Origin of the sequence: Rhizobium sp. 2MFCol3.1, from assembly GCF_000377565.1 — a bacterium.
In the GTDB taxonomy this organism is placed as follows: Bacteria; Pseudomonadota; Alphaproteobacteria; order Rhizobiales; family Rhizobiaceae; genus Rhizobium.
On record NZ_KB898358.1, the window covers coordinates 124,191 to 138,499 of the forward strand.

13 protein-coding genes and 1 tRNA gene are annotated in these 14,309 nt (G+C 62.4%); 2 read left to right on the forward strand and 12 right to left on the reverse strand.

The genetic code is table 11. The annotated features are described in order from the left end of the window. Positions 1-5: 5 nt before the first annotated feature. The 3 genes from D460_RS0114080 to D460_RS0114090 form a co-directional block, all read right to left on the reverse strand. Complete coding sequence (locus tag D460_RS0114080) at positions 6-1,517, reverse strand: ABC transporter ATP-binding protein (protein WP_018899201.1); 1,512 nt, start codon at positions 1,515-1,517, stop codon at positions 6-8. A 71-nt stretch (positions 1,518-1,588) separates the two neighbouring features. After that, positions 1,589-2,581: a BMP family ABC transporter substrate-binding protein gene (locus D460_RS0114085; protein WP_018899202.1), complete on the reverse strand. Its 993-nt coding sequence runs from the start codon at positions 2,579-2,581 to the stop codon at positions 1,589-1,591. 369 nt (positions 2,582-2,950) lie between these two features. Beyond that, the gene (locus tag D460_RS0114090) at positions 2,951-3,268 is read right to left on the reverse strand and encodes a hypothetical protein (RefSeq protein WP_018899203.1); all 318 of its coding nucleotides are present in this window, start codon (positions 3,266-3,268) and stop codon (positions 2,951-2,953) included. A gap of 227 nt (positions 3,269-3,495) precedes the next feature. On the opposite strand from D460_RS0114090, the gene D460_RS0114095 reads away from it, so the two are divergent. Both D460_RS0114095 and D460_RS0114100 read left to right on the forward strand, forming a co-directional pair. Beyond that, a tRNA-Ser gene (locus D460_RS0114095) sits at positions 3,496-3,585 on the forward strand. Positions 3,586-3,823: 238 nt separating this feature from the next. Then, the gene (locus D460_RS0114100; RefSeq protein WP_037111397.1) at positions 3,824-4,543 is read left to right on the forward strand and encodes a L,D-transpeptidase; all 720 of its coding nucleotides are present in this window, start codon (positions 3,824-3,826) and stop codon (positions 4,541-4,543) included. 232 nt (positions 4,544-4,775) lie between these two features. Here D460_RS0114100 and pncB read toward each other — a convergent pair whose 3' ends face one another. From pncB to D460_RS0114145, 9 genes are all read right to left on the reverse strand, one after another. Beyond that, positions 4,776-6,080 (reverse strand): nicotinate phosphoribosyltransferase, encoded by a 1,305-nt coding sequence (pncB, locus tag D460_RS0114105; RefSeq protein WP_018899205.1) that lies wholly within the window; start codon positions 6,078-6,080, stop codon positions 4,776-4,778. A gap of 150 nt (positions 6,081-6,230) precedes the next feature. Further along, entirely contained in the window at positions 6,231-6,533 is a 303-nt protein-coding gene (locus tag D460_RS33035; RefSeq protein ID WP_018899206.1) for a hypothetical protein, read from the reverse strand. An 85-nt stretch (positions 6,534-6,618) separates the two neighbouring features. After that, a complete protein-coding gene (locus tag D460_RS0114115) occupies positions 6,619-7,584 on the reverse strand; it encodes a glyoxylate/hydroxypyruvate reductase A (protein WP_018899207.1) in 966 nt (321 codons plus the stop codon). 21 nt (positions 7,585-7,605) lie between these two features. After that, positions 7,606-9,234, reverse strand: a complete 1,629-nt coding sequence (locus tag D460_RS0114120) for an ABC transporter ATP-binding protein (protein WP_018899208.1) — start codon at positions 9,232-9,234, stop codon at positions 7,606-7,608. After that, complete coding sequence (locus tag D460_RS0114125; protein WP_018899209.1) at positions 9,234-9,701, reverse strand: PIN domain-containing protein; 468 nt, start codon at positions 9,699-9,701, stop codon at positions 9,234-9,236. Before D460_RS0114125 ends, D460_RS0114120 begins: the two co-directional genes overlap by 1 nt. Then, complete coding sequence (locus D460_RS33040) at positions 9,701-9,979, reverse strand: hypothetical protein (RefSeq protein ID WP_018899210.1); 279 nt, start codon at positions 9,977-9,979, stop codon at positions 9,701-9,703. The genes D460_RS0114125 and D460_RS33040 overlap by 1 nt, the downstream gene beginning before the upstream one ends. 70 nt (positions 9,980-10,049) lie before the next feature. Beyond that, positions 10,050-11,198 carry an ABC transporter permease gene (locus D460_RS0114135; RefSeq protein ID WP_018899211.1) on the reverse strand — a complete coding sequence of 383 codons (1,149 nt, stop codon included), beginning with the start codon at positions 11,196-11,198 and terminating at the stop codon, positions 10,050-10,052. Beyond that, positions 11,198-12,289 (reverse strand): microcin C ABC transporter permease YejB, encoded by a 1,092-nt coding sequence (locus D460_RS0114140; RefSeq protein WP_018899212.1) that lies wholly within the window; start codon positions 12,287-12,289, stop codon positions 11,198-11,200. Before D460_RS0114140 ends, D460_RS0114135 begins: the two co-directional genes overlap by 1 nt. 158 nt (positions 12,290-12,447) lie before the next feature. Then, the gene (locus tag D460_RS0114145) at positions 12,448-14,286 is read right to left on the reverse strand and encodes an extracellular solute-binding protein (protein ID WP_026283132.1); all 1,839 of its coding nucleotides are present in this window, start codon (positions 14,284-14,286) and stop codon (positions 12,448-12,450) included. Positions 14,287-14,309 lie beyond the last annotated feature (23 nt).

Below are 14,309 nucleotides of genomic sequence, written 5' to 3' on the forward strand. Positions count from 1 at the left end.
AGGCCTCACGCGGCAATGCCGGCCATCATCAGGCCGAGGGTCTGTTCACCGGCATCGGGCGTCTTCTCGCCGACGACATGGCCGGCGAACATGACAAGGATACGGTCTGAAAGGGCGCGGATTTCGTCGAGCTCGACGGAGACGAGCAGGATCGCCTTGCCCGCGTCGCGCATCTCGATGATCCGGCGGTGAATGAATTCGATGGCGCCGATATCGACGCCGCGCGTCGGCTGGCCGATGATCAGCGCCGTCGGGTCGCGCTCGATTTCGCGGGCGACGACAATCTTCTGCTGGTTGCCGCCGGAGAAGTTGGCGGTCTTCAGCCGTGGGTTCGGCGGCCGGATGTCGTATTTCTCGATCTTCTCCATCGCATCCTTGCGGATCGCTTCGAGATCGAGCAGCGGGCCCTTGCTGTATTCAGGTTTGCGGTGATAGCCGAGCACCGAATTTTCGTATTCCTCGAACTTCAGCACGAGGCCCATATGGTGGCGGTCCTCGGGGATGTGTGCGAGCCCGAGCTCGCGCAGCCGCGCCGGATCGGCCTTGTCGATCGGTTGCCCGTCGAGCAGGATTTCGCCCGAATGCGGCTTGCGGATGCCCGCGATCGCTTCGAGAAGTTCCGACTGCCCGTTGCCGGCCACGCCCGCCACGCCGACGATCTCGCCGGCCCGCACGTCGAACGACACGTTGTCGACCATGACGACGCCGCGGTCGTCCTTCACCGTCAGATTGCGCACCGACAGGATGACCTTGCCGGGATTGGCCTCGCCCTTCTGCACGCGCAAGAGCACGCGGCGGCCCACCATCAGCTCGGCCAGTTCCTCGACCGTCGTCTCCGCGGTCTTGCGGGTGGCCACCATCTCGCCGCGGCGCATGACCGACACCGTATCGGTGATCGCCATGATCTCGCGCAGCTTGTGGGTGATGAGAATGACCGTCTTGCCCTGGTCGCGCAGCACTTTGAGGATGCGGAAGAGGTGGTCGGCTTCAGCCGGCGTCAGAACGCCCGTGGGCTCGTCGAGGATCAGGATCTCGGCGCCGCGATACATGGCTTTGAGGATTTCGACGCGTTGCTGCAGGCCGACGGGGAGCTGCTCGATCAGCGCATCCGGGTTGACCTCGAGGCCGTATTCCTTTTCCAGCCGCTTCAGCTCGGCGCGGGCAGACGCCACGCCCCTCGCGAGCAGCGCTCCGCCCTCGGCGCCGAGCATGATGTTCTCGAGCACCGTGAAATTGTCGACCAGCATGAAGTGCTGGTGCACCATGCCGATACCGGTTGCGATCGCCGTCTGGCTGTCCTTGATCGTCACGGCCTGGCCGTTGACCCGGATCTCGCCCTGATCGGCGTGGTAGAAGCCGTAGATGATCGACATCAGCGTCGATTTTCCGGCTCCGTTCTCCCCGATGATGCCGTGGATGGACCCCTTGGCGACAGTGAGGTTGATATCTTTGTTGGCGTGGACGGCACCGAATTTCTTGTCGATGCCCACAAGTTCGATAGCGGGCGTGTCAGTCACAGCAGGCTCCAGATACGAAAAGGGCGTATGGCGAAAATCAATTCCGCCATACGCCCAATTTCAGGCGCGGATCACTTCGGGCAGGCGTTGTCCGAGGTGTAATCGTGAACCTTGACGGTGCCCGCGATGATGTCTGCCTTGGCCTTTTCGACGGCGGCCAGCATTTCAGGCGTGATCAGCGCCTTGTTGTTGTCGTCGATGGCAGCAGCAACGCCGTCTTCCTTGACGCCGAGCGACTGTACGCCGCCGGTGAACTTGTCGGCCTTGGTGTCGGTGTAGGCGTTGTAGACGGCGAGGTCGACGCGCTTGACCATCGAGGTGAGGACCGAACCCGGATGCAGGTGGTTCTGGTTCGAATCGACGCCGATCGAGAACTTCTTGTTGTCGGCGGCGGTCTGCAGAACGCCGAGACCGGTTGCACCGGCCGCCGCGTAGATCACGTCGGCGCCCTGGTCGATCTGGTTTTTGGTGAGCTCACCGCCGCGAACCGGGTCGTTCCATGCAGCACCGGTCGTGCCGGTCATGTTCTGGAACACTTCCATCTTGGCGTTGGCAGCGCGCGCGCCCTGCTCGTAGCCGCACTCGAACTTGCGGATCAGCGGAATGTCCATGCCGCCGACGAAGCCGACCTTGCCGGTCTTCGATGCCATGCCGGCGAGAACGCCGACGAGGTACGAACCTTCTTCTTCCTTGTAGACGACCGAGCGGACGTTCGGCTTGTCGACAACGGCGTCAACGATGATGAACTTGGTGTCCGGGAATTCGGCGGCAACCTTTTCGATCGCCGAGGTCCAGGCGAAGGAGACGGCAACAACCGGGTTGAAGCCGCGGCTGGCGAAGTTGCGGATGGCCTGTTCGCCCTGGGTGTCGCCGGTCGGCTCGAAGTCGCGGTAGGCGATACCGGTTTCCTTCTTGAACTTCTCGGCGCCATTGTAGGCGGCTTCGTTGAACGACTTGTCGAACTTTCCGCCGGTGCCGTAGACCAGTGCCGGCTTGACGTCGGCAGCGAGCGCCGTCGTGGACATGGCAGCCACGGCAAGGACGGTCAGAAGGGATTTTTTCATTGTGCAGCCCTGTTGTTGCTATTTGTTAGGGGTCCTCCCGCAAGCCCGTTTTCAGGCATGTCTGCGGAACACCGACCTCCCCCCGGAGGCCTGGCTTGCCGCATCCTTGCATGGCTCCAATGAAAATTCACGAGAAATTTTTCGGCTGGTAAAAAATTGCCGACATTGCGTAAAAACCGGCCAGCGCAATCGTTTTTTACGCAAAAGCACCGCTAAAATGCGATTTTTCTAGCCATTTGGGGCGCCGCCATGCACCTCCAGCCGCGATGCGCCTCGTGTCCGCGTCATGCGCGCATGGCAGCTCAAAGGCGATCGCCGCCACGTCAGGTAGCATAAATGTGGACAACATGCCTGAGACCAGCGTCTCACCTAAGCCGCGAAACGGCCGGCCACCGGCGGCTTCTTGTACCCCGCCATCCACAGCAACAGCGAAAGCACGAGGAACACCGCGAAGGCAGGCTGCATCATCAGCCATTGGAAGGCGATCGTGTAGAAGCGGGGGTGGATATAGTAGGCGATGGTCGATTGCAGCGCCTCGAAGGAGGATGCGCTCATGTCCTGCCAGGCATCGCCCATCGGCGTGATGACGACGGAGGATGCCGCCACGGACTGGATGCTGTCGATCGTTCCGGCAATCACCGCAACCGCCAGCGCGATCAGGCTCGCCAAACGCAAAAGGAAACGCATTACACTCTCCGCCACCGATCCGCCGGATTTGGCCCGGCCAGTTGCGCCCATTCTCCAAGACATCAAGACACTAGTGCCCTGCCGCCGGAACCGCAATGGACCGCATTCCGGCACTTTTGCTGGAAGAAGTCAAAAAACTGTTAGATTTAGGTTGATCCCTGAAAATTCCTCGGTATATATCGCGCCGTTCCAACGATTTGCGCCGAAGGGTGCCAAATCAAGCAGCAGGACAGGTGGCCGAGTGGTTTAAGGCGCACGCCTGGAACGCGTGTGTACGTGAAAGCGTACCGTGGGTTCGAATCCCACCTTGTCCGCCATTTCCTCGGAAATCGACGCTGCTATCTCCGTCTCCGCAACGACGTGTGATCCGTTAGCCAACGCCGGCTTTTTGCGCCCTATTCCCAGCGCGTCACGCCCCCTGTTGCATTCCGCCAACAACCCCGCGCCGAAGCTCCCGGGCCCCCTCTGTATTTCCCTCAGCGAACACAATTTGGTCACCGATGCCCGGCCAGGGAGAGGGATCACAGCTTACCTCTCGCATTGGATACCCTGAAATTGCATAGCCTCTCCATTCTTCGGCCGCTTGTCGCGGCGGCCGGCGTTTCGCTGCTTGCGGCCTGCACGCAGCTTCCCTCCCAGCCTGTCGATGTCGCCATGCCCAAGCCGCCGGCCGTCGAGGCACCGGCACCCGTCGCCGAGGCCGCCGTGTCGCAGCCGGCGCGCCCGGTCGACAAGCCGGATTATCCGCTGATCTACGCCGATCTTGACGACAGCAGCTATCGTCTGCCGGCGATCAGCTATGCAGAGGTCGACCCGCGCTATCTGCGCCAGGAGGTCGATTATCACAGCGACGAGCCGGCGGGCTCGATCGTCGTCGATACCGAGACCAAGTTCCTCTATTTCATCCTGAAGAACGACCGCGCGGTCCGCTATGGCGTCAGCCTGGGCGCACAGGGCCGCGCCTGGAAGGGGAGGGCCGTGATCCAGTGGAAGCGCAAATGGCCGACCTGGACGCCGACGCCGTCGATGATCGGCCGCAATCCGAAGCTCAGCGAGTGGAAAGAGGGCATGCCGCCGGGGCTCAGCAATCCGCTCGGCGCCCGCGCGCTCTATATCTTCCAGGATGGCCAGGACACGCTCTATCGCATCCACGGATCGCCGGAATGGCGCTCGATCGGCAAGAACGCCTCTTCCGGCTGCGTGCGAATGTTCAACCAGGATATCATCGACCTCTATGACCGGGTTCGCGGCAAGGCGATCCTCGTCGTCAAGTAAGGTGATTACGGGCGCCCGAGAGCGAGGCGCCGGTCTCGCCTGATCGATGTAGATGACGAAGCAAGGTGGCATGCCGCCTTGCATCCCCGCCAATATGCTGTAAACGCAGCGTCGGAACGCGACTGCCGTTAACTTAAGAACGGGGTCGGGCGGCAGATTGACGTCACGTCGCTGTCAAGAGATCACGTGGCCGTTCCCTCATCCCCAAAGCACATGCCTCGGTAAGCGCGCCTCAGACCAGAACGGCCTGATCGACCAGATCCTCGGTACCGAAGAACTTCAGGTAGCGCTGCACTTCCTCAGGCTCGCCGGTTGCCTTCTGCGGGTTGTCGGAGAGCTTGACGGCCGGGCGGCCGTTGGCGTCGCTGACCTTGCAGACGATCGAGATCGGGTTGAGGCCGGAAATCTCGGTCGGCGCGCAGCCGGCGAAGTCGTTGGTGAGGTTGGTGCCCCAGCCGAAGCTCATGCGCACACGGCCTTCGAAATGCTTGTAGGTGTCGATGATTGCATCGACATCCATGCCGTCGGAGAAGATCAGCATCTTCTGCCGGGGATCGCGCCCCATCTTCTTCCACCATTCGATGATCTTCTCGCCGCCTTCGATCGGCGGCGCGCTGTCGGGGCGGAAGCCCGTCCAGTCCGCCACCCATTCCGGCGCGTCGCGCAGGAAGGCCGCGGTGCCGAAGGCATCCGGAAGCACGATCAGAAGGTTGCCGCCGTAAAGCTTGTTCCAGTCGCGCAGCACCTTGTAGGGCGCGTTGCGCAGCTCATCGTCTGTCTCGGCAAGCGCGGCCGCCACCATCGGCAGCTCATGCGCGTTGGTTCCCACCGCTTCGAGATCGTTGTCCATGGCGAGCAGCACGTTGCTGGTGCCGGTAAAGCCGGCGCCGATACCTTCCTTCAACGCCTCGACGCACCAGCGCTGCCACAGGAAGCTGTGGCGCCGCCGCGTGCCGAAGTCGGAGATGCGCAGGCCCGGCAGTTCGCGCAGCCGCTCGACCTTCTCCCACATGCGCGCCTTGGCGCGGGCATAGAGCACGTCGAGCGTAAATGGCCCGAGCGCGCGTAGCGCTGAGCGCGAGCGCAGTTCGTTGATGATCGCGAGTGCGGGGATTTCCCACATCGTGGTCTCTTTCCACGAACCGTGGAAATCGAGCCTGTACTGTCCGTCGCGCTTCGAAAGCTCGTATTCCGGCAGCTGGAAATGCGACAGCCAGGCCAGGAATTCCGGCTCGAAGATCTGCGCGCGGCCATAGAAGCTGTTACCCGCCAGCCAGATCATCTCTTTCTTGGAGAGGCGAAGCGTGCGCGCGTGGTCGAGCTGCGCGCGCAGTTCACCCTCGTCGATTTCCTCGGCAAGCAGCACCCGCTTGGTGCGGTTGATGACGGTGAAGGTGGCGTTGACATCCGGATAGAGCTTCCAGATCATCTGCAGCATCAACAGCTTGTAGAAGTCCGTGTCGATCAGGCTGCGGACGATGGGGTCGAGTTTCCAAGCGTGGTTGTAAACGCGCCGTGCAATATCTGTCTTCGCCATCGATTCCACCCTATCCAATCCGGGTGCAGGCGCCGAAAGAGGCGCACGACAACCGGCCTGTGCGCTTTCTTATCGAAAACTGCGCCGGCAATGTCCAGAACAAATACAACCCCGCCATTTCCCCGAAAGCCGGGCCAAGCGTCCGCCCGCCTACTGCGCGTTTGTCTGCGGCGCATTTGCCCGCCCGGCGGGCGTCGGTGCCTCGGTGCCGGACTGTCCGCCGCCGCCCTGAGCAGGGGCCGGCGTAGCATGCGTGGGTTCGTCCGGCTGCGGCAGGTGATAGCGGCTCCAGATCTCGACCGGAATCCAGACGGCGAACGCCAGAAGCAGGGCCGCGATCAGCATGCGTAAGATGCGGACGCTGGTCGGCGACTTCCGTTTGGTCCGCCCGGTCGTCGTGTCTTTTGGCGCCTGAGCGTCTTCGTTCCACGGTCTCTCGATCCGCTCGACCATGCCTGCCCCTTCCCAAACCGGGCGGCATCGGCCGCCCTTAAAACATCAGGGAAAGAAACGGCCACCGGCAACGATGGTTCCCGCCTCAATAACCGCGGTTGCGGTCGACCACATATTGCAGTGGTTCGCCGCGCTCGAAGCGGGCGATCTGCCGCTCCACATGGCGAAACAGCGCATTCTCCTCCGAGCTTGCCGCATCATGCGGCGTGATGAAGACGTTTGGCAGATCCCATAGCGGGCTCCCCGAAGGCAGGGGCTCGACCTCGAAGACATCGAGCGAAGCGCCGCCAAGCACGCCGCTTTCGACCGCCGAGACGATATCGGCCTCGACCTGGCTCTTGCCGCGCCCGGCATTGATGAACACCGGCTTTCCAAGCGCGCCGCCCTGGCGGAGTTTGGAAAACAGCGCCGCGTCATAGAATTTGGTCGTCTCCGGCGTCAGCGGCAGCAGTCCGACGAGGATGTCGGTCTTCGAAAGAAATGCGTCGAGCCCGCTCACGTCGAATGTCTCGATGCCATCGATCTCTTTGGCCGTGCGCGACCAGCCGATGACGTTGAAGCCCATGACCGTCAGCTTCTTGACCGCATCCTGGCCGAGCACACCGAGACCCATGACGCCGACGGTAAGCTCCGATGCCTCCGGCGCCACGTCGTGGCCCCACTCGCGCCGGCGCTGCAATCGGTCGTGCTCCGCCTGCCCACGCTGGTGCATCAGGCACTGCATCACCACCCACTCGCTCATCCGCGTTGTCAGGCTGTGGTCGACGAAGCGCACGATCGGCACGTCGGGAAGGCCGGGCAGGTTCATGAAGCTGTCGACCCCCGCGCCGCCGGAAAAGATGACTTTCAGGTTCGGCGCCCGCTCGAAGAGATCCGCATCCGGCTTCCACAGCAGCGCGTAGTCGAGATCGGATAGATCCCGGCCCTTCGTCTCGGGATCGGCGATATTGATGCTGCCGCGATCGAGAAAGGCGGTCTTGAGGATGCGCGCGACGGTATCGGGATTGAACTTGAGATCGACGAGAATGGGGGCTGGCTTAGAAGCTGGCATGGTGTCTGGGCTCTGATGTCGTTAGTGTTGCACTGCGGGCGTCGGCCGCGCCTCGATGTTGAAGGCCGCCGCCATCAGCGCCTTGGTGTAGTCGTCCTTCGGCGCGCGGAAGATATCGGCCGATGGCCCCTGTTCCACCACCTTGCCGAAGCGCATCACGATCACCTCGTTGGCGAGCGCCTTCACCACCTTGAGATCGTGGCTGATGAAGAGATAGGCGAGGTCGTGCTTCTGCTGCAGGTCGCGCAAGAGATCGACCACCTGCGCCTGCACGCTCATGTCGAGCGCCGATGTCGGCTCGTCGAGCATCACGAAGCGCGGCTTCAGCACCATGGCGCGGGCTATCGCGATACGCTGCCGCTGGCCGCCGGAGAATTCATGCGGATAACGCCAGCGGGTGGTCGGATCGAGCCCCACTTCCTCAAGCGCCCAGCAGACGCGCCGGTCGCGCTCCTCGTAGGAAAGCCCCCGTTCGTGCACCTTCAGCCCCTCGGCGATGATGTCGCCTACCGACATGCGCGGGCTGAGCGAGCCGTAAGGGTCCTGGAACACGACCTGCAACTGGTTGCGCAGTGGCCGCATCTCGGTGAATGAATAGCTGGCTATATCTTTGCCGACGAAGCTGATCCGCCCCTGCGAGGAAATCAGCCGGGTGAGCGCCAGCCCGAGCGTCGTCTTGCCCGATCCGGATTCGCCGACCACGCCAAGCGTCTGCCCGGCGCGCAGCGACAGATCGATCCCGTCGACCGCCTTCACATGGTCCACCACCTTGCGCATCAGCCCCGCCTTGATCGGGAACCAGACCTTGATGTCCGATCCCTGCATCACGATCGGCTTGGAGCTGTCTGCAAGCGGCGGCTCGCCACGCGGCTCGGAGGCCAGCAGATGGCGGGTATATTGATGCTGCGGATTGGTGAAGACCTCCTCGACCGTTCCGGTCTCGACGATCTTGCCCTTGGTCATCACGCAGACCCGGTCGGCGAACTTGCGCACGATGCCGAGGTCGTGGGTGATGAACAGCATCGACATGCCGTGCTGGCCCTTCAGCTGTCGCAAGAGCTCAAGAATCTGCGCCTGCACGGTGACGTCGAGCGCCGTCGTCGGCTCGTCGGCGATCAGCAGCTCCGGCCGGTTGGCGAGCGCCATGGCGATCATCACGCGCTGCCGCTGTCCGCCCGAGAGCTCGTGCGGATAGGCCTTCAGCCGCTTCTCCGGCTCGCGGATGCCGACCTGGTTCAAGAGCTCCAGCACCCGGGTGCGCGCCGCTTGTCCCTTGATCCCCTGGTGCAGCTCCAGAATCTCCGCGATCTGCTTCTCGATATTGTGCAGCGGGTTGAGCGAAGTCATCGGCTCCTGGAAGATCATCGTGATGTCGTTGCCGCGCACCTCGCGCAGCACCTTGTCCGATGCTTTCAGGAGATCCTTGCCCTTGAACAGGATTTCGCCCGAGGGATGGCTGGCCGAGGGGTAAGGGAGCAGCCGCAAGATCGAATTGGCCGACACCGATTTCCCCGAGCCGGACTCTCCCACCAGCGCCACCACCTCTCCCTTGTTGACGTCGAAGGAAATGCCATCGACAGCCACTGAAGTCGCGCCGCCCTGGTGGAAGGCGACGGAAAGATTGCGGACGGACAGCAAGGGTTCGGACATCAGGACAGGCTCTCGATCAGGGAGGTCAGGGTGGCGTCGTCGGGTTTGGCAAGGGCGAAGGGAAGGGCCTCGTTCGGCCCCGGTCCGATCCGCTTGTCGGAGGAAAGCAGGTGCGTGCAGCCGCTGGCAATCGCCGTCGCCACATGAACGGCGTCGGGCAGCTTCCGGGCTGTATTGATCGCTCGGAGCTGAGCGGCCGATAGAAGGATGTCGCGGGTGACCGGCTGGACGTCCAGCCAGGAGCCGCTGAAGACTTGGTGATACAGCCCGACCAGCCACGCATTGCTTTGGCGATAGGGCAGCACCAGAAGTTCAGCCAGTGTCAGTTCACTCGTCACGAAACGTGGCGGGTTCTGCGCTTTGGCTTTTGACATTATCAAGGTCGCCTTGACCGCGACATCGCTTTCCGTCTCGAACGCAAGAATGAAGAGGTTGGTGTCGAGATAGATCCGACCGAACTGACCCATCAATAGTCCCACTCGTCGCGAAGCTCACGAATGCGGGCAACAGCCTCTTCCTCGGTAACGCGTGGGTGGCCTAGGGCAAGATAGCGCTCGCGCAGAGTCATCAGTTCATGCGCCTCGATAGGTCCGTCGCGCAGCAGCGGATCGTCGTTCTGCGCCGCACGACTTGCCTGCGGCTCGGATTCGACGACCACACGCACCGTCGCCACGTCCCCCAATCCCTCCCGCAAATCCTCGGGAAGGTTGGCGACAGGATAATGATCACGCACAATCTTGTTCATGACGGCCACGCTCCAAAAGCTGCAACACAACCAACTCTACCCGCAAACCCCTGCCATGACGAGGCCGCCCTCATCCGAAGGTCTTTCTCGGATCAAACGCATCGCGCACCGCCTCGCCGATGAAGATCAGCAGCGACAGCATGATCGACATCGCGAAGAATGCCGTCAGCCCCAGCCATGGCGCCTGCAGGTTGGCCTTGCCCTGGGCGATCATCTCGCCGAGCGAGGGGGAGCCTGGCGGCATGCCGAAGCCGAGGAAGTCGAGCGAGGTCAGCGTCGTGATCGAGCCCGAGAGGATGAAGGGCAGGAAGGTCAGCGTCGCCACCATCGCGTTCGGCAAAAGGTGCCGCCACATGATCGTGCGGTTGCCGACGCCGAGCGCGCGCGCAGCCCGGACATATTCGAAATTGCGTGCTCTCAGGAACTCCGCGCGCACCACGCCCACGAAGCCGACCCATGAGAACAGCAGCATGATCCCGAGCAGCACGAAGAAGCCCGGCGGCAGGATCGCGGCGATGATCAGCAGGATGTAAAGCACCGGCATCGACGACCAGATCTCGATGAAGCGCTGCAGAAGAAGGTCGGTCCAGCCGCCGAAATAGCCCTGGATGGCGCCCGCGCTGACGCCGACGACGGCCGAGCAGATGGTCAGCACCAGCCCGAACAGCACCGAGATGCGGAAGCCGTAGATCACGCGGGCGAGCACGTCGCGCGCCTGGTCGTCCGTGCCCAGCCAGTTGAGGTTGCTCCAGGTGCAGTTGGGGTCGTTCACCCCTTGCGGATAGCCCGAGCAGCGCTCCTGCTCGCTCATCATCCAGAAGGGTGCTGTTGGCGCCGAGTGCGGGATGTTGGAGTTTACCGAGCGGTAGGAATAGCGGATCGGCGGCCAGATCATCCAGCCATTGGCCTCGATCTCGTCGGCGATCACGTCGGAGCGGTAGTCGGTCTCGGCCAGGAAGCCGCCGAACTTCTCCTCGGGATAATTGACGAGAACCGGAAACAGGATCTCGCCCTTGTAGGAGGCGATGATCGGCCGGTCGTTGGCGATGAATTCGGCAAACAGGCTGAGCCCGAAAATGAGAAGGAACAGCCAGAGCGACCAGTAGCCGCGCCGGTTGGCCTTGAAGTTCTTCCAGCGCCTTATGTTGGTGGGCGAGAGCAGCCCCTTGCGCGGCGGCTTGACGGGCGTGGCGGTCGCGGGCTTTGCGGCGGTGTCCATCACACGTCCCTCCGCTCGAAGTCGATGCGCGGATCGATCCAGGTGTAGATCAGGTCGGAGATCAGGCTGACGAACAGGCCAAGCAGCGAGAAGATGTAGAGCGTCGCGAACACGATCGGATAGTCGCGATTAACCACCGAGAGATAGCCGAGCCGCCCCAGTCCATCGAGCGAGAAGATATTCTCGATCAGCAGCGAGCCGGTGAAGAAGGCCGAGATGAAGGCGCCGGGAAAGCCGGCGATGATGATCAGCATGGCGTTGCGGAACACGTGGCCGTAGAGCACCTTGCGCTCGTTCAGCCCCTTGGCGCGCGCCGTCACCACATACTGCTTCTTGATCTCCTCGATGAAGGAGTTCTTGGTGAGCAGCGTCGTCGTGGCAAACGCTGCCAGCGACAGCGAGATCAGCGGCAGCGCCAGGTGCCAGAAATAGTCGAGCGGCTTCTGCCACCACGAAAGCTGGTCGAAATTGTCGGAGACGAGGCCGCGCAGCGGGAACCAGTCGTAGAAGGATCCGCCGGCGAAAAGCACAATCAGCAGGATGCCGAACAGGAAGCTCGGAACCGCGTAGCCGATGATGATCACGCCCGAGGTCCAGACGTCGAAGGTCGAGCCGTCCTTCACCGCCTTGCGGATGCCGAGCGGAATGGAGATGCCGTAAGAGAAGATCATGATCCAGATGCCAAGCGAGGCCGAGACCGGCAGCTTGTCCTTGATCAGGTCGAGAACGGAGGTGTTGCGGAAGAAGCTCTCGCCGAAATCGAAGCGGATATAGTTCCACATCATCTCGCCGAAGCGGGTCAGCGGCGGCTTGTCGAAGCCGAACTGCTTTTCGAGCTTCTTGATCAGCTCCGGATCGAGCCCCTGCGCGCCGCGATATTTCGAACCGCCTTCATCCATGCCCGATCCCATCAGGTCGCCGCCGCCGCCCGAAAGCCGGGCGTCAGCGCCCTGCGCATCGCCGGTCAGCTGTGCGATCACCTGCTCGACAGGCCCGCCGGGCGCGAACTGGATGACGGTGAATGAGATGGCCATGATGCCGATAATAGTCGGGATCATCAAAAGCAGGCGGCGAAGGATATAGGCTCCCATCAGCGAGCGGCCTCCGGGGAGTTCTGTCGTAGGCTGTCCAGTCTATCGCCGCTCAATCGTCAAGCCTTCCTCTGCCGGTCCGTACCGGCGCTGATCATGGTCCGAAGTGATTCGGTGGGCCCATTTGGAGCCCAGCCGTCAGGCCAATGCAAGTCCGCTCATTTCTTGGCGGAAGACGACCACCAGACGTCGGGGAAACCGGTCGCGTAGGTCGGGTATTCGGCCGGCCGGCTGATCGTGTTCCAGTAGGCGATCGACTGCGTGCCGCGATAAAACAGCGGGATCACATAGTGCCCCGCCATCAGCACCCGGTCGAGCGCCTTGATCGACGCCACCTGCTCGTCGCGGTTGGGCGCGAATATCACCATGCGGATCAGCGCATCGACCGCAGGGTCGGAAATGCCGGCATAGTTGCGAGAGCCCTGCTGGTTGGCGGAACCCGAGCCCCAGTAGTCGGCCTGCTCGTTGCCGGGGTTCATCGTCTGCGCCCACACGTTCCAGATCATGTCGTAGTCGAAGCTGCGGACGCGATTGGTATATTGCGAGGCATCCACGGTGCGCACCCGCGCATCGATGCCGATCTTCTTGAGATTGTTGGTGTAGGGCACCGCCCAGCGCTCCAGCATCGGGCTGGAAAGCAGGATCTCGAAGCTCATCGGCTTGCCGGTCGCGGTGTTGACCATGCGGTTGCCCTTGATCTCCCAGCCCGCTTCCTTGAGCAGCTTGATCGCCGTTCGCAGGTTGTCGCGGCTCTTCTGCGGGTCGCCGCCGACAGGGTTCGAATAGGCGGTGGTGAAGACCGAAGGCGAAAGCTTGTCCTTGAGGCCGTTCAGGATTTCCAGCTCGCGCCCCTGAGGCAGGCCGGAGGAGGCGAGCTCGGTGTTCCAGAAATAGCTATCGATACGCTTGTAGCTGTTGAAGGCGACGGTGCGGTTCAGCTCCTCGAAGTCGAAGGCATAGTTCAGCGCCTCGCGCACCTTCTCGTCCTTGAACGTGTCACGGCGGGTGTTCAGCACCAGCGCCTGCATGATGCCGGTGGCGCGCAGCGCATTCGGCACGTCCTCTTTCTTCACGCGGCCTTCCTTGACCGCGGGGAAGTCGTATCCGGTGGCCCAGCGCGCCGCCTGCGTCTCCTGCCAGTAGTCGCTGTTGCCGGCGCGGAACGCCTCGAACTCCACGTCCCGGTCGCCGTAATAGGTGTAGTTGATCGAGCCGAAATTGTTCTGCCCGACATTCACGTTGAGGTCCTTGCCCCAATAGTCATCGCGCAGCTCGTAGCGGATCGTGGCGCCTGCCGTGAAGGCGGCGATCTTGTAGGGGCCGGAGCCCATCACAGGTTCCAGCGTGGTCTTGGCGATATCGCGCGGCTTGCCGTCAGGCCCGATGCCCTCCCACCAGTGCTTCGGCACGACCACGAGCTGGCCGAGGATATTGGGCAGCTCCTTGTTGTTCTTCTCGTCGAAGGTGAAGGTCACATCGCGCTCGCCCGATTTCTCGGCCTTCACCACGTGCTTGTAGTAATTGGAGGCGAGCGGGTTCAGCTCCTTCACCTTGTCGAAGCTGAAGATCACGTCCTCGGGCGTGACCGGCTTGCCATCCGCCCACTTCGCCTCGGCGCGCAGCCTGAAGGTCGCGCTCGAGACGTCATTGGGAAAGGAAAGCCCTTCGGCCAGCAGCCCGTAGGAAGCGAGCAGCTCGTCGTCGGCCGATTTCATCAGCGTCTCGAACTGCAGCGTCAGGCCGACGGCGGCCTGGCCCTTGGAAAGCAGCGGATTGAACGTGTCGTAAGTGCCGGATGCCGAAAGCCTCAGATTGCCGCCCTTCGGCGCATCCGGGTTGACGTAGTCGAAATGCTTGAAGCCCGGCTTGTATTTCAGCTCGCCGATGGTGGAGGTTCCGATCCGGAACACCGGCTCTTGGGCGACGGCCTGCAAGGGCAGGGCGGCAGCGCCCAACAGAGAAAACACCAAACCAAGTCTCGACCACGCACGCGCCATTCGCCAGCCCCAATTGTTTCGCT